The organism is Variovorax sp. TLI9-5A (assembly GCF_056867935.1).
The window spans coordinates 4,160,535-4,184,397 of record NZ_CP200310.1; the positions used below are offsets into that span (position 1 = coordinate 4,160,535).

Genomic DNA, 23,863 nt, shown 5'->3' on the forward strand with positions numbered 1-23,863 from the left:
TTCAGACCACGCGGGAGAAACGCGTGCGGTTGGAGCGGCAGTGCCGATCGAACACCATCGCGACCGCGCGCACGAGGAACCAGCCCTCTTCGGTCACCACGAGGTCGTGGTCGCTCAGGCGCACCAGGCCGTTGGCGACCAGCGTTCCGAGCGCCGCGAACTCGGTGGCGAAGTAGCGGCGGAAGTCGACCGCGAAGGCTTCGCCCATGGCATCGAAGTCGATCCGGCCCCGGCACATCAGCGCCATGATCACCTCGCGGCGCAGCTGGTCGTCGCGCGAAAGCGCAAGGCCTCGCACCACCGGCAGGCGTCCCTGGTCGAGCAGGTCGCGGTACTCGTCCAGGCTCTTGGCGTTCTGGCTGTAGGTGGCGCCCACGCGCCCGATGCCCGATACGCCGAGCGCGATCAGGTCGCCCTCGGGCCGGGTGCCGTAGCCCTGGAAGTCGCGGTGCAAACGCCCTTCCCGCTTCGCGACGGCGAGCGGATCGCCGGGCAGCGCGAAGTGGTCCATGCCGATGTAGACATAGCCCGCATCGGCGAGCCTGGTGATCGCGTTCGCGAGCATGCGCACGCGCGCCGAGGCGTCCGGCAGCTCGTCGGCGGCAATGCGCCGCTGCGGCTTGAAGCGCTCCGGCAGGTGCGCGTAGGCGTAGAGCGCGATGCGGTCGGGCCGCAGCTCGCAGACCTGCGCGAGCGTGCGCTCGAAGGAGGCGTCGTTCTGCCGCGGCAGGCCGTAGATCAGGTCCACGTTGATCGATTCGAAGCCCAGCGAGCGCGCGTCGTCCATCAGCGCGAAGACCTGCGATGCGGGCTGGATGCGGTGCACCGCCTGCTGCACGGCCGGATCGAAGTCCTGCACGCCGAAGCTCAGGCGGTTGAAGCCCAGCGTCGCGAGGTTCGCGAGCCTTTGCCTGTCGACCGTGCGCGGATCGATCTCGATGGAACGCTCGCCGCCGGGCACGAAGGTGAAAGACCGATGCAGCAGCGCCATGAGCTCGCCGAGCTCCACATCGTCGAGGAATGTCGGGGAGCCGCCGCCCAGGTGCAGCTGGGCCACGGTGGCGTTCCGACCGAGCTGCGCGACCTGCAGTTCCACCTCGCGCGCCAGATACGCCAGGTATTGCCGGCCCCATTCGTGGTGCCGGGTGACGATCTTGTTGCAGGCGCAGTAGTAGCAAAGCGACTCGCAGAACGGAATGTGCACGTACAGCGACAGCGGCGAAGCCCCGGAACCGGCCTCACGGCGATGCCGCAGCGCCTGCACGTAGTCGTCGGCGCCGAAGGCTTCGACGAAGCGGTCGGCGGTGGGATACGAGGTGTAGCGCGGCCCGGGCACGTCGTACTGCCGCAGCAGGTCGAGGGGCAGCGGTGCATGCGCGGGCCCGGGGGCGAGAGCGATGGAAGTCATGGGGAAGGTGTGCGTACAGGCGCGTCGGGTTCTCCGGGCACGGCCGGTCCGGCGAGCAGCACCGTGCAGGCGCTGGACGCCGCCGCCATCAGCCAGAAGACGAAGAAGGCACCCGTGTAGATGCCCTGGCGCGACATGCGCAACGCGTCGGCGCCGCAGAAGGTGTTGATGGGATCGATCAGCGCGAACACCAGCACCTCCATGCCGCAGGCCACGAGGAAGGATGGCCACAGGATGCCGGCGACCAGCCGCATCGCGCTCATGGCGCGGCCTTCCGGCCCACGGGGGGCATGTCGTCCGCGGGCGTCATCGCGTGGTTGCGGCCGGTCAGCGCTGGAAGATGCTTCTTCGCGGCCAGGGTCTTGTTGATCTCGACGCCTTCGCGGTAGTAGTCCTGCGACACCAGCGCATCGGGGCTTCGCCAGGCCAGCCAGAAGGTCACGAAGCTGGCGATCATCACGGCCACCGGGCCGCCGATCACCATCCACAGCAGCGGATGGCGCCACCAGGGCTTGTCCGCCTCGGCCGCCAATGCGTTCATCGTCGAATCGGTTGCTGCGTTCATTCCAGACCTTTCAGCGCGGCACCAGGAAGGCCGCTTTCTCGGAAACCTGCGCCCCGCCGCCCTCCTCGCGGATGCTGAAGTGCACCGTGTGCGAGCCGGGCGGCGCGGAGCCGTAGGGCACCTGCAGCCGCACGGCGACCCAGCGCGACTGGGCCGCATCGACGCTCACCGGCTGCTCCGGCGACACGCTCAGGCCCTCCAGCCCGCTGGCCGAAATGAGGTAGTGCCGCGGCTGCTCGGTGGCGTTCATGATCTGCAGCCGGTAGACGTTCTCGAGCTTTCCGCCCTCGGCGAAGCGCGCCAGCGAGGCACGGTCGCGCACCACGTCGACCTTCAGCGGCGTGCGCACCACCAGGCTGGCCAGCAGGCCGGCCACCAGCAGCGCCAGGATCGCCGTGTAGACCAGCACGCGCGGACGCAGCACGCGCCGCAGCAGCTGCCGGCGCGACCAGCCGGCCTCCATGCCGTTTTGCGTGTCGTAGCGGATCAGCCCCGGCGCGTAGGCCATCTTCTGCATGACCGTGTCGCAGGCATCCACGCAGAGGCCGCAGCCGATGCACTCGTATTGCAGGCCCTTGCGGATGTCGATGCCGGTGGGGCACACCTGCACGCACAGGCCGCAGTCGATGCAGTCGCCCAGCGCCATCGTGCGCGGATCGGGCCCCTTGCGGCGCGGCGCGCGCGGCTCGCCGCGCCCGGGGTCGTAGGTGACGATCAGGGTGTCGCGGTCGAACATCGCGCTCTGGAAGCGCGCGTAAGGGCACATGTACTTGCAGACCTGCTCGCGCATGAAGCCTGCGTTGCCGTAGGTCGCGAAGCCGTAGAAGAACACCCAGAAGACTTCCCACGAGCCCATCTGCGTCTGCAGGAAGGCCAGGCCGAGCTCGCGGATGGGCGTGAAGTAGCCCACGAAGGTGAAGCCGGTCCACATCGCGATGCCGACCCACACGATGTGCTTGAACCACTTCTTCACCAACTTCTCGAGCGACATCGGCTCGGCGTCCAGCCGCATGCGCGCGACCCGGTTGCCTTCGATCTTCTGCTCGACCCACATGAAGATCTCGGTGTAGACCGTCTGCGGGCAGGCATAGCCGCACCACAGCCGCCCCGCCACGGCGGTGAAGAGAAAGAGCGACAGCGCGCTGATGACCAGCAGCCCCGAGAGATAGATCAGGTCCTGCGGATAGAGCACCAGCCCGAAGATGTAGAAGCGCCGCGCCGCGAGGTCGAACAGCACCATCTGCCGCCCGCCCCACTCCACCCAAGGCATGCCGTAGAACACCAGCTGGGTGAGAAAGACCATGGCCCAGCGCCAGCGCGCGAACATGCCGCGCACGGTGCGGGGGTAGATCTTCTTCGTGGCCTCGTAGAGGCCGACTTCCTCGCCGCCGCCCGCGTTCGCACTCGTGCTCGTGTTCGCGATGGGAATGATCTTCCGGGTCATGGCGGGCGCCGGTTTCAGGGCGTGGCCGCGGCCGCGCTGTTGGAGAGCCCCCAGACGTAGGACGCGACCATCCGGATCTGCGCCTCGGTGAGGCGGCCTTCCTGCGCGGGCATCTCGTTGTGCTTGCCCGAGTTGATCATCTGGATGATGGCGGCCTCGCCGTAGCCATGGAGCCAGATCCTGTCGCTGAGGTTGGGCGCGCCCAGGGCCTGGTTGCCGACACCGCCGATGCCATGGCAGGCAGCGCAGGCCGTGAACTTCGACTTTCCGAGTCCGGCGCGCACCGAGTCGTGCGGCTCGCCCGACAGGCTCAGCACGTAGTTGGCGAGGTTTTTCACCTCGTCGGGCGTGCCGACGGCGGCGGCCATGGGCGGCATCACGCCCACGCGGCCCTTGGTAATGCTCTCGATGATCTTCTCGGGCGTGCCGCCATGCAGCCAATCCTTGTCCGTCAGGTTGGGAAAGCCCTTGCTGCCGCGTGCATCGGAACCATGGCACTGCGCGCAGTTGCCCATGAAGAGCCGCTCGCCGATGGCATGGGCCTGCGGGTCCCGCGAGATTTCCTCGACAGGCGTCGCGGCGTACTTCGCATAGACGGGCGCGAGCTCCTGCGTGGCCCTGGCGACTTCCGCGTCGTACTCGCCGCGCGAGGTCCAGTCGGACTGGCCGCGAAAGCTGCCGAGGCCCGGAAAGACAGCCAGGTAGCCCAGCCCGAAGACGATGGTCAGCACGAACAGGCCGACCCACCACATGGGCAGCGGGTTGTTGGCCTCGCGCAGGTCCTCGTCCCAGACGTGGCCGGTGGTGTTGTCGGCGCTGGGGGCGACGCGCTTGCGGGCGGTGAGCCACAGCAGGATCACGCAGCCGAGGATGCTCAGCAGCGAGACCACGGCCACGTAGTCCGACCAGAAACGGCTGATGAAATCGCTCATCGTGCTTCTCCCTTCAGTCCTGCTCGAACGGCAGGCGCGCCGCTTCCTGGAAGCCGGGCGCGTTGCGGCGCGAATATGCCCAGATCACGATGCCGATGAAGAGCGCGAAGCAGACGACGGTCGCGGCGATGCGCAGGGTAGTGAGGTCGATCATGGTTTGTGTCCTTTGCCGTCTTGCTTACTTGAGCGCCAGGCCCAGCGACTGCAGGTAGGCCACCGTGGCCTCCATCTCCGTCTTGCCCCGGGCTTCTTCCGCGGCACCGGCGATCTCGGCGTCGGTGTAGGGCACGCCGACGCGGCGCAGCGCGCGCATGTGGGCAGGCAGCGCCTCGGCATCGACCGGCGTCTTCTCCAGCCAGGTGTAGGCCGGCATGTTCGACTCGGGCACGACGTCGCGCGGGTTGTTCAGGTGGATGCGGTGCCACTCGTCGCTGTACTTGCCGCCCACGCGATGCAGGTCGGGGCCGGTGCGCTTGCTGCCCCACTGGAAGGGGTGGTCGTAGACGAACTCGCCGGCCACCGAGTAGTGGCCGTAGCGCAGCGTCTCCGAGCGGAAGGGCCGGATCATCTGCGAGTGGCAGTTGTAGCAACCCTCGCGCAGGTAGACGTCGCGCCCGGCCAGTTGCAGCGGCGTGAGCGGCTTGACGCCCTGCACCGCCTCGGTGGTCGACTTCTGGAAGAAGAGCGGCACGATCTCGACAAGGCCGCCGACGGCCACCACCACGAGGATCAGCACGATCATCAGCAGGTTGTTGGTCTCGATCTTCTCGTGCGTGAAGCCGCCGGAGCTGGAACTCGAGCTGGAGGTGTTCTGGTTCATCGTGCGTCCTCAGGCGTGGGCCATGGCGGTGGGCGGGATCTCGGCGCGCACCGCGCGGCCGGAGATGACGGTCATCCAGACGTTCCAGGCCATCAGCAGCATTCCGCTGAGGTAGAGAACGCCGCCGATCACGCGCACCAGGTAGAACGGGAAGGTGGCCTTCACGCTCTCCACAAAGGTGTAGGTGAGCGTGCCGTCGGGGTTGATGGAGCGCCACATCAGGCCCTGCATCACGCCGGCGATCCACATCGCCGCGATGTACAGCACGATGCCGATGGTGGCGATCCAGAAATGCGCCTCGATGGCCTTCACGCTGTACATGGCGGTGCGGCCGTACATGCGCGGAATCAGGTAGTAGAGCGAGCCCATGGTGATGAAGCCCACCCAGCCGAGCGCGCCGGAGTGCACGTGGCCGATGGTCCAGTCGGTGTAGTGGCTCAGGGCGTTGACGGTCTTGATCGACATCATCGGCCCCTCGAAGGTCGACATGCCGTAGAACGACAGCGCCACGATCAGGAAGCGCAGGATCGGGTCGGTGCGCAGCTTGTGCCAGGCGCCCGAGAGCGTCATCACGCCGTTGATCATGCCGCCCCAGCTCGGCGCCAGCAGGATCAGCGAGAACACCATGCCCAGCGACTGCGTCCAGTCCGGCAGCGCCGTGTAGTGCAGGTGGTGCGGGCCCGCCCACATGTAGGTGAAGATCAGCGCCCAGAAGTGGACGATGGACAGCCGGTACGAATACACCGGCCGGCCCGCCTGCTTGGGGATGTAGTAGTACATCATCCCGAGGAAGCCGGCCGTGAGGAAGAAGCCGACGGCGTTGTGGCCGTACCACCACTGCACCATCGCGTCCTGCACGCCGGCATAGGCCGAGTAGCTCTTCATCCAGCCCGCCGGGATCTCGGCGCTGTTCACGATGTGCAGCAGCGCCACCGCGATGATGAAGGAGCCGAAGAACCAGTTCGCCACGTAGATGTGGCGCACGCGGCGCATGCCGATGGTGCCGAAGAACACGATGGCGTAGGCCACCCAGACCACGGCGATCAGCAGGTCGATGGGCCATTCCAGCTCGGCGTATTCCTTGCCGCTGGTGTAGCCCATCGGCAGGCTGATGGCGGCAGCCACGATCACCGCCTGCCAGCCCCAGAAGACGAAGGACGCGAGCCTCGGTGCGAAGAGCCTCACCTGGCAGGTGCGCTGGACCACGTGGAAGCTGGTGGCCATCAGCGCGCAGCCGCCGAACGCGAAGATCACCGCGTTGGTGTGCAGCGGCCGCAGCCTTCCGTAGCTGAGCCATGGAATGCCGAGGTTGAGCTCGGGCCACGTCAGCTGGGAGGCGATGACCACGCCGACCAGCATGCCGACCACGCCCCAGACCACGGACATGAGCGCGAATTGCCGCACGACGGCGTCGTCGTATTCCGCGGCGGGTGGGTTCGGTGGTTGCATCGTGGTGCCCTTGATTGAGTTGCGGGCAGTTTCCGTGGGCCCCCTTCCCTGCGGGTTGATGCAGATCAATCGCCGTGCAGGATGCGCTCGCCCTCGGCGTCGACGTCGTCGAACTGGCCGCGCTCGATGGCCCACCACAGACCGCCGAGGATCGCGAGGACCAGCATCACGGACAGCGGAACGAGCAGGAAGAGGATGTCCATCAGCGCGCTCCTTCTCCACCGCGCGAGAGCCGCGCCGCGTTGAGCACCACCACGAGCGAGCTCGCGGCCATGCCGAGGCCGGCGAGCCATGCCGGCAGCCAGCCGGCGATGGCCAGCGGCACGCACAGCGCGTTGTAGCCCGCGGCCCAGAAGAGGTTCTGGCGCACCACGCGCAGCGTCCTGCGCGCCTGCGCGATCGCCTGTGGAATGCTGGCGAGCCTGTCGCCGAGCACCACGAAATCGGCATGCGCGCGCGACAGCGGCACCGAGCGCCCGAAGGCGAACGAGGCATTGGCGCGCGCCAGCGACGGGCCGTCGTTGAGGCCGTCGCCCACCATCGCGATCCGCCGGCCCTCGGCCTGAAGGCGCCACAGCACGTCGAGCTTGACTTCCGGCGTGCAGCTGCCCTGCGCGAAGTCGATGCCGCAGCGCGCGGCGATTTCCCGCGCGGCCGCCTCCCTGTCGCCCGAGAGCAGCCGCACCGTGACTCCTTCCGCGCGCAACGCCGCCACGGCGTCGGCGGCATCGGCGCGAAGCTCCTCGGCCAAGACGAAGCTCGCGAGCCAGCCCTGCTCGTCGGCCAGGTGGACCTGCGCGGCGTCGACCTCCAGCGCAGCCACATCGCAGAAGCCCGCGGAGCCCAGACGCACGCGCTGGCCTGTGTCCGCAGGCGCACGCACCCGGTGCATGCGCCCCTCGATGCCCTGGCCTGCCGTCTCGGCGACCTGCTGCGCCACCCAGCCGGGCGCCGAGCGGAACTGCGCATGCCATGCATTCACCAGCGCCTGCGCCACGGGATGAAGCGACTGCGCCGCGAGCGCGGCCGCCACTTCGAGCGCGTCGCCGGGCCGCAGGCCCTGGCGGCAGTAGATGCGCTCCAGGCGCGGAACCTCGCCCGTCAGCGTGCCCGTCTTGTCGAACACCACGGTGTCGACCGATGCCAGCGCTTCCAGCGCCTGCAGGTTCGACGTCATCACCCCGCCGCGCGCCAGCGTGCCGGCGCTGGCGAGCATGGCTGCCGGCGTCGCGAGCGAGAGCGCGCACGGACAGGTCACGATGAGCACCGCGACCGCCACCATCAGCGCCCTGCCCGGGTCCGTCGGCCACCAGAACGCTGCGGCCACGGCCGCCGACACCAGCACTGCGGCGAGGAAGGGGCGCGCCACGCGGTCCGCCAGCAGCGCCAGGCGCGGCTTGCGCGAGGCGGCGCTTTCCATCAACCGGACGATCTGCGCGAAGCGCGTGCCCTCGCCCACCGATTCGATGCGCACCCGCACCGACGCCGACAGGTTGTGGCTGCCGGCGAGCACGCGGTCGCCGCAGGGGCGAGGCACGGGTCGGGATTCGCCGGTCAGCAGGGCCTCGTCGGCGCTGGTGTCGCCTTCGATCACCACGCCGTCGGCCGGAAAGGCCTCGCCCGGCCGCACCCGCACCACGTCTCCCACGGCAAGCCGGCGCACGGCCACCCGCTTCCAGCCGCCGTCGGCGGCGAGGCGGTCGATGCCATCGGGCAGACGGTTCATCAGCGCATCGAGGGAACCGGCGGTGCGCTCGCGCAGCCGTGACTCCAGCCATCGGCCGGTGAGCAGGAAGAAGACGAACATCGTCAGCGAGTCGAAGTAGACCTCGCTGCCCAGCGGACCACCGGCATCGAAGGTGGCGGCGCTGCTCACCGCGAAGGTCGCGAGCACGCCGAAGGCCACCGGCAGGTCCATGCCGATGCGGCCCATGCGCAGGTCGCGCCAGGCGCTGCGGAAGAAAGGTCCGCAGGAGAAGAGCACCACAGGCAGCGTCAGCACCCAGGAAGCCCAGCGCAGCAGCTGCGCCGAATCGGCGCCCATGTCGCCGGGCCGCGCGACGTACGCCGGGTAGGCGTACATCATCACCTGCATCATGCAGAAGCCGGAGACCAGCCAGCGCCACAGGGCCAGCCGCGATTCGCGCCGGCGTAGTTCCCTGACGGAGCGATCGCTGCCCGGCAGCAGCCGGTAGCCGGCCTTCGCGCTGGCTTCGAACCACTGCGAAGGCCGCGTCTGAGAAGGCGACCAGACCACGCGCGCGCGCCGGCTCGCCGCATTGACCTGCGCCTCGCGCACGCCGGGCACCTGCCTCAGCGCGGCCTCGACGGTGAAGGCACAGGCCGCGCAGTGCATGCCCTCGACCGCCACCTGAGACTCCCAGTTGCCACCATCGGCGGCATCCAGTTCACGGCCGAAGGCGGGCCATTCGGCCGGGTCGTCCAGCACCTGCCACGCCTCTTCGCTGGCTGCAGCTGCTGCGGTGGGGAGTGCGGGGATCGCGACGCGATCGGATGCGAGCGTGGCATTCATCGGCCGAGCCTAAGAGGCGGCCCCGTCGAGGCGCTTGATCTGAATCAAGCCGCACGGCCCGGGGCATGCCTAAGCTCGGCCGCCGTACACCCTGTGACCCTGTGGAGATCCTCATGTTCAAACGCATCCTCGTCGCCACCGATGGCACCGCCCTGTCGAAGAAGGCCGTCGACAGCGCCATCTCGCTGGCGGTGCAGAACGACTCGGACCTGGTCGCCCTGACCGTCGTCCCCCGCTACCCGAAGAGCTATTTCGAAGGCTCGATGACCTTCTCGGCCGAAGATGTCGGCCGCATCGAGAAGCAGTGGGCCGAGAAGGCACAGGCCATGCTCGACAAGGTGCGCGACCGCGCGCGGGAGCGCGGCGTGCGGATCAAGACGGCGCAGGCCAGCTCGGACCTGGTCGCCGAATCGATCATCGCGGCGGCGAAGAAGCACAGGAGCGACCTGATCGTGATGGCCTCGCACGGACGCAAGGGCCTCAAGCGCCTCCTGCTGGGAAGCGAGACGCAGCAGGTGCTGGTGCGCTCTTCGCTGCCGGTTCTGGTGCTGCGGTAACGAATGATCCGGCTTGGATGCCGTGCGAACTGCAACTGCACACGGCGTCACTGCACCGACGCCGCCTACAGCGGCATCGGACCGGTCGAGATCCGGCGCACGCCCGCCTGATACAATCGCGCCACGCTCGGAACATCTGAGCAGTGCCTGGCCAGGCAAGCTGAATCTCATGCCAGCGCGTCGAAGTCACTACGACGAGAAAAACAATAATGACTTCATGCAAAAGAATTTGCCGTAGCGTGGACCGCGTAAGAGTTCACGACCACATTCACAAAGCCGCCCTCGAGGCGGCTTTTTCATGCCCGCTGCTGTCGTAGTCGGGCGAGTTCTGCTCGCCCGAGCGGCGTGATGCGCAAGATCAAGGCAGAGCGCTTGAGGCGTTCGCCAGGATCAGGAAGTCTTGCTTCAATGAAGTTGGCTGCAGCCAGAACGGCTGCACACTGGATGTCGGCCTCTTCAAGGACGGCCAAGGGGAAGGATGCCTCCTCGATGCGACGCAGAAAATCCATGGGCATTGCAATTCCTCGCGAGATGTCGCTCTCTCTCTTTTGTGATATTGCTCCCTGCCGGCATCATGACCTGCCACGAGCATGCTGATCGTAGGCCAGCGCCTACGGCTACGATCAGCCAATGACCACCCTCTACCTGCAGATGACCGAGAAGCTGATTGCACACTGGAAGGGCAACAGCTACGCCTACCCTCAGAGGTACGTGCTGTCGCCAGCCCTGCGCGACGAGTACGTGCGCTGCCTGAATCTCATGACCATCCCGGGCGACCGCGACATGAGCGCCACGAAACACATGGGCGTGCCGATCGAAGTCGACGAAGCCTCGCCAGGCGTGATGGTGGCCGCCGACGGAACAGAGGTCGCGCTGCAATGAGCGCCGCCGTGCGTCACTGCTGACCACACGCAAAAAGCGCGTGCAGCCATCGCAGCTGCACGCGCATCCGCTCAAGTCACTGCGACATTGATCCGCCTGGGTTTCGCATGCTCCGCCTTGGGAATCCGCAGCTTCAGGACACCCTGCGCGAGCTCCGCCGACACCTTTTCAGTGTCCAGTTCCTTGCTGAGCGTGAAGACGCGGCGGAATCGCCCCAACCCGACCTCCGTATGGCTGGTCTTCAGGCCATCAGGCACCGTCAGATTCGACTCGGCCTCGATGGTCAGGGTCGCAGCCTCGACGTGAAGGGAAAGGTTCTCGCGCGCGACGCCAGGGAGATCCGCGTAGAGCGTGATACCGCCTGCGTCCTCGATCACGTCCACCGGCGGCGTCAACGCCGCACTGCCATAGCGCGGCGCCTTCGCTTCAGTGCTCTCGGGGACGCCAGTCGAACGGGTCTGGATGTCGTTGCTCATGGTGGTCATCTCCTTTTGTCTCATTGAACCGCGATGCGGCGAGGCTGGGCTGACGCGCGTCGGCGAATGGTGATGCGCAGCACACCGTCAGCGAGCTTTGCATCGACCGCGTCCGGGTCTGCATCGTCCGGCAGCGTGAGCATGCGGCGAAACGCCCCTTCGAAGCGCTCGTTGATGTGCACCGCCGCCTTCGCATCCCCCTCGGGCAGCACGCTCGCGCGTTTGCCTGCGATGGTCAGGAGGCCACGTTCGAGCTGGACCTCCAATGTGGCCGGATCGACACCCGGTGCGAATGCATAGATTTCCACCGCCTGCGGCGTGGCGCCGACGTTCAGCGCAGGAAAACCGTTGCTGCCGAAACCGCGGATCGTGGGTGCCAGATCGAACGCTTGCTGCATATCTCGCTGCAAGCGGTCCATCTCGGCAAGCATGTCTCGTGGGAAGAATGTTCTGTACATGGCTGAGCCTCCAAGAATCTGGAACGAATGGAACCTGAGAGTGGACCGAAGTCCCTACTGGGGCAGATGGCGCGCGCTGCTGCTCGGCTGCGAAGGGCCGCTCGCATAGGAGCGGGGCCGTGCAGTGAAGCGCGGCGAGCGGTTTCGCCAGCGCGGAGGTCGTGATTCCGGATAGTTGAATTTCGCCAGTTCCTCGCGCCCCTTCTGGGTGACGGCCAGGACCTGCGCGGCCGCGGCGGCACCAGACATGGACAGCGGATCCGAGGGCGATGGCACCAGGGCGACGACCAGCCCGGCGGCCCGCAGTATCCGGACCTGATCGATGTCCTCGCTGCGATAGAACGTGACAGGTAGGCGAGAGCCGGCGATTTGCTTGAGCAAGTTCATGGTCATTGCAATACCTCCTTTTCGGTTGACCAATTTCCGACGGAGGAAAAGATAGGCCGGCTGCCGCCGATTTCAAGAGGGATTTTCTTGACTGCCTCGCGCGCCCTGGCGTCCCCAAAAGCCCGGCTCTCAAGGCCGGGCACAGTCACTTCGCCGGGATTCGGCAAACGCCTGCAGCAGATTGGATCGATCGCTTGCGCAACACACTGTCACCTTCTGGCAGTCCACGGATGAAAACAAAAGGGCTACACTGCACCCGGGGCAGCCAATCTCTCCCTCTACCCTCCTCCTATGGCTGCCCATTTAGCCCGCTTCGGCGGGTTTTCTTTTTGCTGGATGGGCTCACGGCGTCAGCGCCCTGAGCGCCTTGAGCGCTATTGATTCAACCGAGGTTCACCTCAAAGCCATCAAGCTCGCTCTCCCGCAGCCACGAACCGCCGCCCCCGCATCCACTTCGTCATGACCCACTTCTCCCCCCGCGCCACCGCCGCACTCGCATGCAGAGACCGCGCATCGACGCGCCCGCGGTCGTCGCAGTACTCGAAGTAGCAGGCATTGCCGCGAATCGGCGAAACCGCGAGGCCGAGTTGAGGAAAAACAGTCTGCCCGCCCTCAGGCACGTCGTTGAGATAGGTCACCAGCGTGCTCACACGCTGCCCGCTTCGTGCGATGGATTCGCGGTTGGCGGCGTTGGTGGGCGCCAGGTAGTCGTAGTGGGGCTCGCTGCCCGCGCCCGTCGGGTAGTGCAGCACCTGCAGCCCCTCGCCGTTTTCCAGCGGAAGGTTCATCAGCGCCGAGAGCCGTCGATCGAGGCGAGCGACAAGGTCGTTCTCGCCCAGCCGAAAGAACATGCCCCAGCTTGCGCGCTTGTCGCTCACCACGTCGCGGCCGGTCGTCGGGTCGACCAGGGTGGAGGGCTCCAGCCGCGGCCGCGCCATCTCGATGATGGCCTTGCATTCGTGGGCGTCCACCACGTTGCCGAGCGCGGCAAAGACCGGGTCTTCGCCGCGCGAGTGCACGACGATTTCGCGATCGGCGGCCGGGATCCGGGTGCCCGGCGCGAGCCGGGCCATCGGCCTGGACGGGGCCTCTTCCGGCAGCTCGACAACGCCGTCAGGCATCGCCCCACCCCGCCGCCGCGCATCGACATACGCGGCAACGATGGCATGCGCGGTCCGTTCGTTCATTCCCTGCTGCAGCATCGTGGCCACCACCGCCTGTGGCGCCAGGCCGGCATCGAGGTTGTGCGTGAGCCAGCGGCCCAGGTCAGGCGAGAAGCGGACGACGGTGCTCATGGGCGCTCGGGAATTCGATGCACAGCGAATCAGACCGGCCCCATCTGGGCAACCCAGCCCTTGTCGTCACGCCTGAAGCCCTGGCGCAGCTGCAGCGGGCCACCCGCGCCGTTCATGATGCGCGTGATCATCGGGAACACGCGCTGCGCGTCGGCGTTCTGCATCCATGGCGCCGACTCGACCTGGTAGGTGTAGCTGACCACCGCCAGCGGATGCCGTGCGTCGGAGGTGTCGACCTTGACGTCGACGATCTTCTCGCGCTTGAGGTGCGCCACGCAGAAGTCGCTGGCATGTTCGGTGCCGCGGCTCGCGTACGGATGCGGCTTGTAGAACTTGCGGCCGGCGTCGGTCAGATCGAATCGCTTGGTTGCGCCGTCGGGGTTTTCCTTGCTCTTCGGTGCAGCGACGATGGTGCTCTGCACCAGCCCCAGTTGCTCCATCACCGGAAACTGGACTGCATGGCGCGCGCCGGAGCCGGCCTCGGCCTCGGTCAGATCGATAGGCCAGTCGAACATGGCCAGGCAGATGTCGCCGCGCTGGGCCAGGTAGTCATCCAGCGGGGCTGCGAGATTCTCGGCGGTGGGTGCATTGGCATCTCGGCCGGCGCTGCAAGCGGCCAGTGCGCAGATGACGGCGATGCCCGCCAAAGTCTTGAGCGAATTGAGGGGACGTCGGCTCGGGCTGATGAAGCGGGGATTCATGGGGTTTCTGGTTGGTTTTCTTGAATGCCGGTGGCGGATCGCGAACTCAGTGCTCATCGAGCTCGTCGGCCACCCAGCCGTGCCGCGTCAGGTGAACGCCAAGGCGCACCTGCATCGTTCCCTCGCGCTGGATGGCGCGCGCCAGCAGCGGAAAGGCTTGCAGCACTTCGGGCGTCGAGGCCCAGGGCTCGGGTGCGATGCGGTAGGTGAAGAGCAGCGAGGTCGCGGTACGGCCATCGCGCGTTTGCGGCGGGTCCCAGCCGATCAGGCGATCAAGGCTCAGGGTGGCCGCGCAGAAGTCGCCCGGGTGCGTGACCGTCTGCGTCGTGGTGCGTATCACCACGGGCACCTGCAGATAGAACTTGCGCCCCGTCTCGGTCAGCGCGTATTCGCGGGCTGGCGGCTGTGCGGCGGCGACATCCTTGCCGACTACCAATCCGAGTTTCTCCAGCACCGGCATCTGGTGCGCGTCGGGCTCGCGCGATCCGGCCACCACCGTGATCGGCCAGGCGTACTTGGCCAGGCACACATGGCCGCGCTGTGCGAGGTAGTCGCTGGTCGTCGCCGTGAAGTTGTCGCGGTTCGGAAAGCGCGCCTCTTCGTTGTCGCAACCGGCCAGGGAAGCCACGAGCATCAGCACCAAGGCCGCGATGCCGCCGACGCTCCACATCGATCGTTGACCGGTCGTCACTTCGCGCACCTGTCGGTGGTCGATGGTTTGGCGGGAGCCTGATAGCCATCGCTCAGCGTGCCCAGGAAGCAGACCAGGTCGGCGACCTGCTGCGGCGTCATGGCCGGCGCGGAGCCCGGCGGGCGTGGCCGTGTGCCGCTGGCCAGGGTCTTGTCTCCGCCCTCACCCGTGCCCAGCGGCACTTCCTCGTCCAGGCTGCCTTGCTGCGACCGCGGCAGGTCGTTGTACTTGTTGACCGTCGCACCCGGCACATGCGTGGGCTGCAGCGCCCAGGCCGGGTTGGCCTGCGGCGCGCCGCTGCCGTCGTTGTTGGCGGGGTACCAGTATTCCGGGTTGGTGTCCCGCGTGTTGTAGAAGTTGACGACCTGCTCCAGCGAGTGGAACACGCCGTTGTGGAAGAAGACACCCCGCGACGCCACGTTGCGCAGCACCGGCACCTTGAACATGCCGCAGTACGGGTTCGCGGTTTCCGGCGTGGCGGGCATGTGGTCGGTGCGGAAGGGGCCGCACAGCCCCATGTCGAAATACTTCGGGTCGTCGTTGGCCGGAATGGGGTCCGGATTGTTCGGAATCGACCTGTCGTTGCGCGGCGCACCGAGGGCCTGGTAGGTGAAGTCCGTCATCAGGCCGGTGTTGCCGTTGAAGTTGGCACCGGTGTAGTGGCAGCCCGAGCAGTTGGCGACGGCGCTGCTGTGGAACAGGAGCTCGCCGCGCCGTTCGGCCGGCGTCAGCGTGCCGCCGACCTTGTTGAAGACATACAGGTCGTACTTGCTGCTGTACGGATGGAAGCTCAGATCTTCCGTCTCGAGCGCCTGTATTGCGGTGCCAAGGGCGTCGAAAGCCGCATCGGTGTCGTTGAACACATCGGCACCGAAAGCCTGCTTGAACAAGCCCGCATAGGTGCTGGCCTGAACCACCTTCACGACCGCTTCCTTCGAGGTGTTGTTCATCTCCACCGGATTGAGCAGCGGCATCCCGGCCTGTGTCGCCAGTGTCGCCGCGCGGCCGTCCCACATGAGGCCGCCGCCCGGCGAGCTGGATGTCACTCCGTCGGGGTTGGGTGCGTCATCGCCGTAGGGCGGCGTCGCCGAGCTGTAGCGCAGCGAAGGCACGGCACGTGCGCCGACTTTTGTGACATCGGAGCCCAGTTGCACCGAAATGCTGTTCGGCGGGCCGTAGGCGTATTGCGGGTCGTGGCAGCTTGCGCACGACATGTTCCTGCCGCCCGACAGGTTCTTGTCGAAGAAGGCCAGTTGCCCCACCTGGGCCGCCGGGCTCAGTGCAGGCGCGCGCGGGACGGTGTTGCCCGCCATCGCCGCGCCCATGTCGTCACAGGCCACGAGACACCACAGCGCAACCGAGAGCGCCATGGCGAGCGGGACCACTTTTTCCATTGCCGGATTCATCATTCGCTGTTGTTCCCCAAGAGCGGCAAGTCGCGCCGGACCTGCCCGCCTTGCGGGATTCGAGGAGCCTGCGGGACGGCGGAAGAAATCTCTTCCAACCGTCCCCCGGCTTGCCGCCGCTATCCGGCTACCTGGTCGCCCAGACGTTGTTCTGGCTCGCGTCTGCACCGGTCTGCGGGGTGATCTGGCCTTCCAGCTTGCCCGTGAGGGCGTCCTGAACGCCGACGATGTCGTTCGCGTACAGCTTCTGGGTGTAGTTGGCCGGGATCACGTAGGCATGGTTGATCGGCCGCACGGAGTCGAAGTGCGTGTCCGCGCTGCCCTGGTATTCCGGCAATGCAAGGATGTTGGCCGTGATGAACGCTTCCGTGTATTTGGTGCGGTTCAGGTACGACGCATCCACGGCCGGGTCGGCGATCTGGAACATGTCCTGCAGGGTGCGCAGGAAGGAGAAGTGGCTGTACGAGTCGCTGTCCGCGACCTGCTTCTTCGCCGTGCCCACGTCCTGCTGGTTGGTCATGATGCCGAAGATCGAGTTGCCGTGGCCGAAGTTGCCCCCCGCGTAGTTGGGCGGCGGCGTGGTGGCCGTCGCCTTGCCGCTCGCATCCACGGTCACCGGTGCCGCGCCCGAATTCGGGCCACCCGCATTCCAGCCGCAGCAGGAACCGTTGCTTCCGCCTTCGCCTTCGTCGTACATCACGACGATGGCGACGCGCTTCTGCGGGTTCTTCCACAGGGCCGAACTCCGGATCTTGTTGATCACCATGCCGAGATATATGTCGGCGCGCACGGTGCCGGCGGCCTGGCCGTCGTTGTTGGTGTTCGCACAGCTGGTGTCCTTGCCAACGCCGTGCATGTCGTCGCACTGGTCCGGAACGATGAAGTTGATGTTGCCCACGTCGCCGACGTCCAGGTCCTTGCTGAACTGGTCGTAGATCCAGCCTTTCGGAATCGGGTAGATCGACGAATTGAGCCAGTCCGCTTCCTGGTACTGCGTGCCGAAGATGGTGCGGTTGTTGGCCACGAAATCGGGCAGGCTGCGCGCGCCCTGGAAGGCGATCGAGGGACCGTGCTTGACCTTGTAGAGGCCGCCTTGTGCGATGAAGTTAGGCGAACCGACCAGGGCGGGTGGCGCCGAGCCGTCGAGGTTGGTTGCGCCCTTGAGCTTGCTCGAGTCGTAGGTGGCGGTGACGGAGTTGTCCTGGATGCTGTCGGCGCGCACGTCCTGGCCGGGGTTCATCGACTCGCTGTAGGTGCGGATGGTGAGGCCCGCCTTGGACATCGCCGTGAACAGGTTGCTGCCCGGGACGTTGTGCACGGTGCCCCCGGTCGGGTGGTCGCCGCAGATCAGGTCGTTCGGATCGCTGTAGCCGGAACGAGCCTTGCTGTTCGCCGGCGGAAGTGCGCCCTGCGTGGGCATGACCTGGCCGTCGGAGGCCGTTCCGCCGGCGAATGCAACGTCCTTGATGTCGTAGGGGGCGGCGGCGCCACAGCCGAACCAGTTGTCGTCGTGGATGCCGAAGTCGTCGCCGCCGCCCAGCGCGGTGTAGTTGGGCTCGGACGGATTGCCGGTCGAGTAGTACGTCTTCAGCTGGTTGTAGTTGTTCAGGATGTAGTTGATGTTCGCCGCGCGCGGGTTGCCGACGATCACGTCGGTTGACTTGTTTTCCTCGACGATGATGAAGATGTTGTCGTAGGCCGGAACGCCTTCCACGTTGAATGCCGCCTGCTGTGCCTGCGCGAACGTGATGGGCGCCTGCTTCTGCGAGGGCACCGTGGGAGTGGCCTGGCTGCCGTCCCTGTTGGTGAGCGTCACGCCCGACAGGCCGACGAGGCGCGGGTCGCCGCCCGCGACGGCCAGGTTGTCGGGGAACAGGTCCTTGCGGTCGAGCTTGGCCGTCGCGTAGGTGTAGCGGTTGGTCAGCTGGTTGTCCTCATACAGCGCCGCGTACTGGTCGGCACCGCTCAGAGTGTTGACGTCCGCCAGCGGATCGGTGAGCGCGGCCGTACCGAGGTTGAAGGCCGGCCCGTTGAGGCGAGCGATGAGATTGGCCTTCTCCGCCTTGTAGCTGCTGCCGTTGGCCTCCACCAGGCGCTGCGCTTCGCTGGACAACGGGCTGATGACGATGTGGCTCGCGCCCTGGTCGGCGATCTGGTCTGCCGAAGCACGCAGGATCAGGTGGCTGGCCACGGCGGCACCGGTTGCGGTGTTGGTCGCGGAAGTGCCGATGTCGGCCACCAGTTGTCCGGTCTGGCTGGTCGTCAGCGTGAACTTGCCGCTGGCATCGGTGACGGCAGACGCTTCGCCGCTGTCGAGCACGCCGTTGCCGTTGGCATCGACGAAGACCGTTGCCTTCTGGTAGTAGCCGGCCTTCAGCGTCGGATTGCCCGTGCTGCTGCCCGGCACGTAGCCGCTGGCCGCCACCACGCCGCTGAAGGTCGTGCCGGTGGAGCTGGTGGGCGGAGTGGTGATCGGGAAGAAGCCGCTGCTTCCGCCGCCGCCCCCACCACAAGCGGCAAGCACGCAGGCCGCAACCGTCGTCAAGGACGTGAGCAGGATTTTCTTGTCGAATATCGTCATATCTTGGGGCAGTGAGTTATTGATGGTTTTGAGCAAGCCGCGAGAAAAACCCGGAGATGCTGCTTTCTGATTAAGAAAGCACGGATTGGGGAGGAATGTAGAAATGGCCGATGACACTTGTGTGTCAATTGCATCCAGCCCGCCATCAATACCTTGAAAACCGAATCAATCACCCTTCAATTCAAATAAACCTGACCACATGCTGACTTCAGAATTAGAAGAACATTAGAAATACCGATTGAAAGAATTTTGAAAGCAAACCTGGACAACGCAGTCCGGGCGACTGCGCCTGGCGCCGTGCGCAAGCCCGGTCCGACCAGATCTGGTGCACAGCGGTCGGATGCATCGATGCCACGTTGCGAATCCGACGGGCCTCTAGAACTTTCAGGCAATCCGCAAAATTGATTGCCTTATTTATCGATGCAATGAAGAGCCAATATCTGCATTTTTCGCGGTAATAAATTCACGAAAACATCATATTCAATCAATAGAGTCTGCGCCTTCTGGAGTTGCCGGCAATTTCAGAAAAAGAATTTGATTGATCGCGAATTCAAATACCATGAAAAAGCAGACTTACCTCAACGAAGAAAACATCAACCTGAACCAATTGGCTTCGGTCCCGGAAAACAGGCGCCGGGAATTGTTGAAGCTGATGCTGGCGGGCTCCGTCACGGGGCTCGCGGTTGCGCTGCCCGGGTGCGGTGGTGGCAGTGGCTCCGGTGCAGGAGCGTTTCCGGTGACGGGAACGAGCGGGCCTTCGACAAGCGGATCGCCCCCCGACGCGTCGCCGCCGGCGAGCCCGGGCGCTGCCTCTCAAAAAATATCGAGCTTCACGATCTCGGTGCTTCCCGATACCCAGTTCTATCCACGCTACGCGTCGGAAAAGATGGGCGAGCTCTACCAGAAGCTCTACTCGGGCATCGACCCGAAATACGACAACCCGTTCAAGACCCAGACGCAGTGGATTGCCCAGAATGCAAAGCTGCTGAAGATGCCGTTCACCATCCACCTGGGCGACATCGTCGACCAGTCGTGGTACTACACATCAGAGGGCTCGTCGCCCTGGAGCGCCTCCACCGATCTCGTGGGCAATGGCCAGCTCGGCAACGGCCAGGTCACGAAGGAATGGGAGCTCGCGAGCCAGGCGATGCAGGTGCTCGAGGCCGCCGGGTGCCCCTACTCCATCTGCGCCGGCAACCACGACGTAGCGGCCGACATAAATAACGTTACGCAATGGGGCCCCGACTGGGGTGTCGGCGTCACGGGCTTTGCCAATGACGACGGCTATCAGGACGGCGGCAGCCACCGTGCCGGGTTGCTTGAGCCTTACCTGCACGTGTTTCCGCCAGAACGCGCGAAGCAGCAGTCGACCTTCGGAGGGCGGCACTCATCCGGGTTTCACGAGTACCACGTCTTCACAGCCGAAGGAAACAGGTTCCTCGTGCTGTCGATGTCGTGGAGAGCGTCGGACGACGCGATCAGCTGGGCGAACGGCGTGATCCAGGCGAACAAGACGATCCCCGTCATCCTCGTCAATCACCAGCTGGTCGGCATCGGCAGCGACGGGAAGACCGCGGCGGACACCGCCTACTCGAACTACCTGTGGGACAAGCTGATCAGGGACAACGACCAGATCTTCATGGCGGTCAGCGGCCATTACCACGGCTCGTGCATCAGCACGAAGAAGAACTCCCGCGGCAACGACGTTCACCTGATGGTGGTGGACTACCAGATGGCCTACATGGGCGGCAACGGCCTCATGCGCATGTTCGAGTTCGACCTGACCAACAAGAAGATCATCGCCAGCTCGTTCTCTCCGTGGGTGCCCCTGAAGCCGGCCGCCACGCTCAACGAGTTCGACGCCGCCTGGCTGTCGGATTCGAACCAGTCCTTCGCTCTGGACATCGACTTCGTCAAGAGATTCTCCTCTTTCAACCCGAACTTTTCCGTGCCCGACGGAACGTCGAACACCGGCCTGACGGACGCGGCGAAGAAGCTCATCCTGACGAACTACAGCCAACCTCCGCAGAAAGCACCAGCTCTTCCGTCAGGCCCCGACGACTACCCGAAGGTCGACAACACGCTCGCGCACTGGCGCTTCTTCAATGCGACGGCCGCTGAGGGAGATCTCTTTCCCTATCAGCCGGGACAGCAGATCCAGGACATCGCGCCCGGAGGCAAGAACCCCGTCTCGGTGAACACGTGGGCGGGGCAATCCGGTGACCTGGTCTGGTCGAAGAGCCACCACCCGCTGTCGGCCGCGCCCGGAAGCCTTCGCTTCCTGAACGCCACGAAAACCAGGTTCTCCTACTTCACGACCGACAAGAGCTCGGCACTGAACGTGGAGACCTTCGCCAAGGGCTACACCATCGAGGCCTTCGTGTACATCGACGCCGGCTTCGACGCGACGAAGAACGGCTGGATGGGCATCCTGTACCGCCTGGGCGCACGGTCGAACCTGCCGGGCTTCGCGTCGGACGATGGCGACTGCGCCCTGATGTTCGCCTTCTCGAACCTGATGGAATTCCAGTGGGAGGTCGCTCCGGTGAACCAGGCAACCAATCTCACCTGCTGGTCGGGCGGCGTGTCGGCCGGCCAATGGCTGCACGTTGCCATCGTCAACGACCCCGCGGCTTCGTATGCGACCACCATGTACGTGGAGGGAGCGCCTGTCCTGCGGAACAACACGAACATGCAGGGCATCCAGTACGTCGCACCCACTCAGCAGCTTGCCATCGGTTGCGGGCAGTGGGCCGGGAACATGTCGACGGGCTTTCTGGGAAGCATCGGCGAGATCCGCATCGTCGGCGTGCCGCTGAGCTCCGACAAGTGGCTGACGGCTCGGGCGTCCTGAGCTACTCGAAGGGGATCAGCCCCCTGCAGGCTGCTGCGGTTCGCCGAGCGACAGCATCAACCGGTTCGCCCAGTTGAAGAACGCCGCGCCATGGACGACATCCGCAATCGCAAGATCGTCCAGCCCCTGCGCCCGCAGTTGCGCCACATGCTCCGCCCCGAACACCGACGGCGTGGCCGACAGCGCAACCGAAGCCTCCACGATCGCATTCCAGCGCTCGCCCAAATCGGCCTTCACGCCGTCATCGAGCAGCCGCTGCACATCCTCCGTGCGCTGCGAGAAATGCGAGGCGAAGCGCGCATGCACCGATGCGCAATAGATACAGCCGTTGTAGCGCGAGGCCGCGGCGGCCGATAGCTCGCGCTCGGCGCGCGGCAGGCCGGCTTCGGGGTTGTAGAAGATGTCCTTGTCGGTGCGCGTGCGCGCGCCGAGGATGTCCGGGTCGCGCGCCAGCAGGCGGAAGTACGGCGACTTCGCGCGCGATGCGTCGACCAGCCCTTCGAAGTGCCGCTCGGTCAGCTCGGCCTCGGGCAGCGGCTCCAGCCAGGGCAGCCATTCGAGCTGCGCCTGCGTGAAGGCGTTCGGATGAATGTTCCCGGGGTGGCTCAATACGGATTTGGCGCTCATGACTGTTTCTCGCTCTCTCTCTTCTCTCTCTGCTCAATCGACAAGGGTGACGGGGCGCTGCGCCAGCGCCCGCAGGCCGGCGACGACGCGGATCTGGAACGCGAGAAAGGCCACGAGCTGCGACAGCGTCACGATCTCGGTGCTGGTCCATCCCGCATCCAGCAGCGACTGCAGCGCGGCGGCGCTCGCATCGCGCGGATGGAAGACGAGCAGGTGCGCATGCGCGAGCGCGGCCGAGAGCCGTTCTCCGAGCACCGCGCGCCGGGCATCGCTCACTGCGTATGAAGGGCCGCTTGCGTCCTCGACGCTGAGCGGCCCGGCGGGATAGCGGCCATAGGGGCTTTGCGCGGCACCTCGCTGCGTTTCAATGGCGATCGCATCCGCCACGCCCGCACGAGCGCCCTGCGCCACCAACGCGTCCGCATAGAAGCGCGCCACATCCGCATGCCCGTGCAGCCCGGCGACGAACGCCGCGACGGCGAACCTGTCCGCGATCTCGAAATTTCCGAACACGGGCGGCGTCGGTGCGAACAGCGCGAGGTAGCTCTGCTGCGCATGGGTGCGCGCCTGTTCGCGATGCGCGCGGATGCGATCGAGATGGCTGCCGGGCTCGATGCCGACAAGCCGGTCGATGACGTCGGGCACCACAGATGCGAAAGGAGAAGAGACGATGGCGTTCATGGCAAGAAGGAAAAAAGAAGGAATGCGTCTACAGAAGCGCAAGCGATCGAAGGTCCGACGCGCCCGCCCCGCTCGTCCAGCCCAGGGCCGGTGCGACCACGGTGGCGGTCAGCTCGATGGAGCGCAGGATCGCCTCGTGCGGCGGATCGACGGAGTGCACCTGGCAGACGAGATCGGTCACGCGCGAGAGCGTGCTGTCGGCGCGCAGCGAGGCGATCACGTCGTCGGGCGAGCCGACGTGCACGTCGTAGGCGGCAATCAGTTGCTCGAGCGGCGCATCGGGCCCGGCGCGGTCGGCGAGGCCGGCCTGGCCTGAAGCTGCGAAGCGCGCGGCCGAGCGGCGCAGGCCGGTGTCGGCCAGGCGCAGCGCTTCCTTGCGCGTATCCGCCACGAAGACGCTGCGCGAACCCACGATGCGCGGCGCATGACCTGGAGGCAGCGCGGCGAGGTAGGCATCGACGATGGGGTTCTGGATTTCGGCAAGCGATGCGTGCGGCGCGTGCTCCGGGCGCGGCTGGGTGCGCGAGAGCATCAGCCCGTCGCCGGCCTCACCTGCACGCGTGCCGCCGCTCACCGAGAACGTCGCCTGCCAGACGCGGCCGAGCAGTTGTTCGCCCGAGGGATACAGCGTGTCGCCGCCCGCCAGCGGCCGGCCGGCCCAGGCCGAGCGCACCGCGGCGAGCTGCCTGGCAAAGATGGCCGAGCGGTCGTTGCCGTCCAGCCCGAAGGCCGCGAAGGACTCGGGCGTGCCGCCGGTTCCCACGCCCACCTCGAGCCGGCCGCCCGAAAGCAGATCGAGCACGATCGCGTCTTCGGCCACGCGCACGGCGTTTTCCAGCGGCAGCGTGACGATGCCGGTGCCCAGGCGGATGCGCCGCGTGCGCGAGGCCACGTAGGCCAGGAAGACGAATGGCGACGGCAGGCCGCCCTCGTGCTCGTGAAAGTGATGCTGCGCCACCCAGGCCGAATCGAAGCCGAAGGCCTCGGCATGAGCGATCTGCGCCGCGACGAGGCGGTAGCGTTCTGCTGCGGGTGCGTCGTCGAGCAGGCGGCTGAAGAAGCCGAGGCGAAGCAGGCGCGGTGGTTTGCGGGGAGTGCCGGGCATCCGGAAGAGAA

The 23,863-nt window shown here is 66.1% G+C and carries 25 protein-coding genes; 3 read left to right on the plus strand and 22 right to left on the minus strand.

The features are described from left to right. Position 1 precedes the first annotated feature (1 nt). The 10 genes from hemN to AC1VNX_RS19715 form a co-directional block, all read right to left on the minus strand. On the minus strand, positions 2-1,408 hold the full coding sequence (gene hemN / locus AC1VNX_RS19670) for an oxygen-independent coproporphyrinogen III oxidase (protein WP_483158587.1): 1,407 nt from the start codon (positions 1,406-1,408) through the stop codon (positions 2-4). After that, complete coding sequence (locus tag AC1VNX_RS19675; protein ID WP_483158589.1) at positions 1,405-1,671, minus strand: hypothetical protein; 267 nt, start codon at positions 1,669-1,671, stop codon at positions 1,405-1,407. Before AC1VNX_RS19675 ends, hemN begins: the two co-directional genes overlap by 4 nt. Next, positions 1,668-1,949, minus strand: a complete 282-nt coding sequence (locus AC1VNX_RS19680; RefSeq protein WP_483161989.1) for a FixH family protein — start codon at positions 1,947-1,949, stop codon at positions 1,668-1,670. Before AC1VNX_RS19680 ends, AC1VNX_RS19675 begins: the two co-directional genes overlap by 4 nt. 34 nt (positions 1,950-1,983) lie before the next feature. Then, a complete protein-coding gene (gene ccoG / locus AC1VNX_RS19685; protein WP_483158591.1) occupies positions 1,984-3,417 on the minus strand; it encodes a cytochrome c oxidase accessory protein CcoG in 1,434 nt (477 codons plus the stop codon). 14 nt (positions 3,418-3,431) lie between these two features. Then, complete coding sequence (gene ccoP, locus AC1VNX_RS19690) at positions 3,432-4,349, minus strand: cytochrome-c oxidase, cbb3-type subunit III (protein ID WP_483158593.1); 918 nt, start codon at positions 4,347-4,349, stop codon at positions 3,432-3,434. Positions 4,350-4,362: 13 nt separating this feature from the next. Next, positions 4,363-4,503, minus strand: a complete 141-nt coding sequence (locus tag AC1VNX_RS19695) for a cbb3-type cytochrome oxidase subunit 3 (RefSeq protein ID WP_132752802.1) — start codon at positions 4,501-4,503, stop codon at positions 4,363-4,365. 24 nt (positions 4,504-4,527) lie between these two features. Then, complete coding sequence (gene ccoO / locus AC1VNX_RS19700) at positions 4,528-5,169, minus strand: cytochrome-c oxidase, cbb3-type subunit II (protein WP_483158595.1); 642 nt, start codon at positions 5,167-5,169, stop codon at positions 4,528-4,530. 9 nt (positions 5,170-5,178) lie between these two features. Further along, positions 5,179-6,618, minus strand: a complete 1,440-nt coding sequence (ccoN, locus tag AC1VNX_RS19705) for a cytochrome-c oxidase, cbb3-type subunit I (protein WP_483158597.1) — start codon at positions 6,616-6,618, stop codon at positions 5,179-5,181. Between the two features lie 65 nt (positions 6,619-6,683). After that, positions 6,684-6,821: a cbb3-type cytochrome oxidase assembly protein CcoS gene (ccoS, locus tag AC1VNX_RS19710; protein ID WP_483158599.1), complete on the minus strand. Its 138-nt coding sequence runs from the start codon at positions 6,819-6,821 to the stop codon at positions 6,684-6,686. After that, positions 6,821-9,151, minus strand: coding sequence for a heavy metal translocating P-type ATPase (locus tag AC1VNX_RS19715; protein ID WP_483158601.1), 2,331 nt, complete (start codon positions 9,149-9,151; stop codon positions 6,821-6,823). Before AC1VNX_RS19715 ends, ccoS begins: the two co-directional genes overlap by 1 nt. A 113-nt stretch (positions 9,152-9,264) precedes the next feature. On the opposite strand from AC1VNX_RS19715, the gene AC1VNX_RS19720 reads away from it, so the two are divergent. Then, the gene (locus AC1VNX_RS19720) at positions 9,265-9,708 is read left to right on the plus strand and encodes a universal stress protein (RefSeq protein ID WP_483158603.1); all 444 of its coding nucleotides are present in this window, start codon (positions 9,265-9,267) and stop codon (positions 9,706-9,708) included. Positions 9,709-10,004: 296 nt separating this feature from the next. Here AC1VNX_RS19720 and AC1VNX_RS19725 read toward each other — a convergent pair whose 3' ends face one another. Then, positions 10,005-10,223 carry a hypothetical protein gene (locus AC1VNX_RS19725; RefSeq protein ID WP_483158605.1) on the minus strand — a complete coding sequence of 73 codons (219 nt, stop codon included), beginning with the start codon at positions 10,221-10,223 and terminating at the stop codon, positions 10,005-10,007. 115 nt (positions 10,224-10,338) lie between these two features. On the opposite strand from AC1VNX_RS19725, the gene AC1VNX_RS19730 reads away from it, so the two are divergent. Next, positions 10,339-10,590 carry a hypothetical protein gene (locus AC1VNX_RS19730; protein ID WP_483158607.1) on the plus strand — a complete coding sequence of 84 codons (252 nt, stop codon included), beginning with the start codon at positions 10,339-10,341 and terminating at the stop codon, positions 10,588-10,590. A gap of 71 nt (positions 10,591-10,661) precedes the next feature. Here the strand turns inward: AC1VNX_RS19730 and AC1VNX_RS19735 are convergent, their stop codons facing one another. The 8 genes from AC1VNX_RS19735 to AC1VNX_RS19770 all read right to left on the minus strand — a co-directional run bounded on the left by AC1VNX_RS19735 (position 10,662) and on the right by AC1VNX_RS19770 (position 18,585). Beyond that, positions 10,662-11,066 (minus strand): Hsp20/alpha crystallin family protein, encoded by a 405-nt coding sequence (locus tag AC1VNX_RS19735; RefSeq protein WP_483158609.1) that lies wholly within the window; start codon positions 11,064-11,066, stop codon positions 10,662-10,664. A gap of 20 nt (positions 11,067-11,086) precedes the next feature. After that, positions 11,087-11,524 carry an Hsp20/alpha crystallin family protein gene (locus AC1VNX_RS19740; protein WP_483158611.1) on the minus strand — a complete coding sequence of 146 codons (438 nt, stop codon included), beginning with the start codon at positions 11,522-11,524 and terminating at the stop codon, positions 11,087-11,089. 54 nt (positions 11,525-11,578) lie between these two features. Further along, a complete protein-coding gene (locus tag AC1VNX_RS19745; protein WP_483158613.1) occupies positions 11,579-11,917 on the minus strand; it encodes a hypothetical protein in 339 nt (112 codons plus the stop codon). Between the two features lie 401 nt (positions 11,918-12,318). After that, positions 12,319-13,206: a 2OG-Fe(II) oxygenase gene (locus tag AC1VNX_RS19750; RefSeq protein ID WP_483158615.1), complete on the minus strand. Its 888-nt coding sequence runs from the start codon at positions 13,204-13,206 to the stop codon at positions 12,319-12,321. Positions 13,207-13,235: 29 nt separating this feature from the next. Continuing rightward, entirely contained in the window at positions 13,236-13,907 is a 672-nt protein-coding gene (locus tag AC1VNX_RS19755) for a hypothetical protein (RefSeq protein ID WP_483158617.1), read from the minus strand. Positions 13,908-13,953: 46 nt separating this feature from the next. Beyond that, positions 13,954-14,598, minus strand: a complete 645-nt coding sequence (locus AC1VNX_RS19760; protein ID WP_483158619.1) for a hypothetical protein — start codon at positions 14,596-14,598, stop codon at positions 13,954-13,956. Further along, on the minus strand, positions 14,595-15,992 hold the full coding sequence (locus AC1VNX_RS19765) for a cytochrome-c peroxidase (RefSeq protein ID WP_483158621.1): 1,398 nt from the start codon (positions 15,990-15,992) through the stop codon (positions 14,595-14,597). The genes AC1VNX_RS19760 and AC1VNX_RS19765 overlap by 4 nt, the downstream gene beginning before the upstream one ends. A gap of 139 nt (positions 15,993-16,131) precedes the next feature. After that, positions 16,132-18,585, minus strand: a complete 2,454-nt coding sequence (locus AC1VNX_RS19770) for an alkaline phosphatase family protein (protein WP_483158623.1) — start codon at positions 18,583-18,585, stop codon at positions 16,132-16,134. A gap of 841 nt (positions 18,586-19,426) precedes the next feature. Here AC1VNX_RS19770 and AC1VNX_RS19775 point away from each other — a divergent pair. Next, positions 19,427-21,439: a LamG-like jellyroll fold domain-containing protein gene (locus AC1VNX_RS19775; RefSeq protein ID WP_483158625.1), complete on the plus strand. Its 2,013-nt coding sequence runs from the start codon at positions 19,427-19,429 to the stop codon at positions 21,437-21,439. Between the two features lie 15 nt (positions 21,440-21,454). Here the strand turns inward: AC1VNX_RS19775 and AC1VNX_RS19780 are convergent, their stop codons facing one another. Genes AC1VNX_RS19780 through AC1VNX_RS19790 form a run of 3 tightly spaced genes read right to left on the minus strand, consistent with a single transcriptional unit; the run spans position 21,455 to position 23,852 of the window. Beyond that, positions 21,455-22,066 (minus strand): alkylhydroperoxidase domain protein, encoded by a 612-nt coding sequence (locus tag AC1VNX_RS19780; protein ID WP_483158627.1) that lies wholly within the window; start codon positions 22,064-22,066, stop codon positions 21,455-21,457. Positions 22,067-22,099: 33 nt separating this feature from the next. Further along, complete coding sequence (locus AC1VNX_RS19785; protein ID WP_483158629.1) at positions 22,100-22,747, minus strand: CMD domain protein; 648 nt, start codon at positions 22,745-22,747, stop codon at positions 22,100-22,102. A 28-nt stretch (positions 22,748-22,775) separates the two neighbouring features. Then, entirely contained in the window at positions 22,776-23,852 is a 1,077-nt protein-coding gene (locus AC1VNX_RS19790; protein WP_483158631.1) for a putative FMN-dependent luciferase-like monooxygenase, read from the minus strand. Positions 23,853-23,863: the final 11 nt, after the last annotated feature.

What these genes read in the sequence shown, in the direction of transcription:
- hemN (WP_483158587.1), bottom strand. Translation starts at nt 1,408, where the DNA reads ATGACTTCCATCGCTCTCGCCCCCGGGCCCGCGCATGCACCGCTGCCC.
- AC1VNX_RS19675 (WP_483158589.1), bottom strand. Translation starts at nt 1,671, where the DNA reads ATGAGCGCGATGCGGCTGGTCGCCGGCATCCTGTGGCCATCCTTCCTC.
- AC1VNX_RS19680 (WP_483161989.1), bottom strand. Translation starts at nt 1,949, where the DNA reads ATGAACGCATTGGCGGCCGAGGCGGACAAGCCCTGGTGGCGCCATCCG.
- ccoG (WP_483158591.1), bottom strand. Translation starts at nt 3,417, where the DNA reads ATGACCCGGAAGATCATTCCCATCGCGAACACGAGCACGAGTGCGAAC.
- ccoP (WP_483158593.1), bottom strand. Translation starts at nt 4,349, where the DNA reads ATGAGCGATTTCATCAGCCGTTTCTGGTCGGACTACGTGGCCGTGGTC.
- AC1VNX_RS19695 (WP_132752802.1), bottom strand. Translation starts at nt 4,503, where the DNA reads ATGATCGACCTCACTACCCTGCGCATCGCCGCGACCGTCGTCTGCTTC.
- ccoO (WP_483158595.1), bottom strand. Translation starts at nt 5,169, where the DNA reads ATGAACCAGAACACCTCCAGCTCGAGTTCCAGCTCCGGCGGCTTCACG.
- ccoN (WP_483158597.1), bottom strand. Translation starts at nt 6,618, where the DNA reads ATGCAACCACCGAACCCACCCGCCGCGGAATACGACGACGCCGTCGTG.
- ccoS (WP_483158599.1), bottom strand. Translation starts at nt 6,821, where the DNA reads ATGGACATCCTCTTCCTGCTCGTTCCGCTGTCCGTGATGCTGGTCCTC.
- AC1VNX_RS19715 (WP_483158601.1), bottom strand. Translation starts at nt 9,151, where the DNA reads ATGAATGCCACGCTCGCATCCGATCGCGTCGCGATCCCCGCACTCCCC.
- AC1VNX_RS19720 (WP_483158603.1), top strand. Translation starts at nt 9,265, where the DNA reads ATGTTCAAACGCATCCTCGTCGCCACCGATGGCACCGCCCTGTCGAAG.
- AC1VNX_RS19725 (WP_483158605.1), bottom strand. Translation starts at nt 10,223, where the DNA reads ATGCCCATGGATTTTCTGCGTCGCATCGAGGAGGCATCCTTCCCCTTG.
- AC1VNX_RS19730 (WP_483158607.1), top strand. Translation starts at nt 10,339, where the DNA reads ATGACCACCCTCTACCTGCAGATGACCGAGAAGCTGATTGCACACTGG.
- AC1VNX_RS19735 (WP_483158609.1), bottom strand. Translation starts at nt 11,066, where the DNA reads ATGAGCAACGACATCCAGACCCGTTCGACTGGCGTCCCCGAGAGCACT.
- AC1VNX_RS19740 (WP_483158611.1), bottom strand. Translation starts at nt 11,524, where the DNA reads ATGTACAGAACATTCTTCCCACGAGACATGCTTGCCGAGATGGACCGC.
- AC1VNX_RS19745 (WP_483158613.1), bottom strand. Translation starts at nt 11,917, where the DNA reads ATGACCATGAACTTGCTCAAGCAAATCGCCGGCTCTCGCCTACCTGTC.
- AC1VNX_RS19750 (WP_483158615.1), bottom strand. Translation starts at nt 13,206, where the DNA reads ATGAGCACCGTCGTCCGCTTCTCGCCTGACCTGGGCCGCTGGCTCACG.
- AC1VNX_RS19755 (WP_483158617.1), bottom strand. Translation starts at nt 13,907, where the DNA reads ATGAATCCCCGCTTCATCAGCCCGAGCCGACGTCCCCTCAATTCGCTC.
- AC1VNX_RS19765 (WP_483158621.1), bottom strand. Translation starts at nt 15,992, where the DNA reads ATGGAAAAAGTGGTCCCGCTCGCCATGGCGCTCTCGGTTGCGCTGTGG.
- AC1VNX_RS19770 (WP_483158623.1), bottom strand. Translation starts at nt 18,585, where the DNA reads ATGACGATATTCGACAAGAAAATCCTGCTCACGTCCTTGACGACGGTT.
- AC1VNX_RS19780 (WP_483158627.1), bottom strand. Translation starts at nt 22,066, where the DNA reads ATGAGCGCCAAATCCGTATTGAGCCACCCCGGGAACATTCATCCGAAC.
- AC1VNX_RS19785 (WP_483158629.1), bottom strand. Translation starts at nt 22,747, where the DNA reads ATGAACGCCATCGTCTCTTCTCCTTTCGCATCTGTGGTGCCCGACGTC.
- AC1VNX_RS19790 (WP_483158631.1), bottom strand. Translation starts at nt 23,852, where the DNA reads ATGCCCGGCACTCCCCGCAAACCACCGCGCCTGCTTCGCCTCGGCTTC.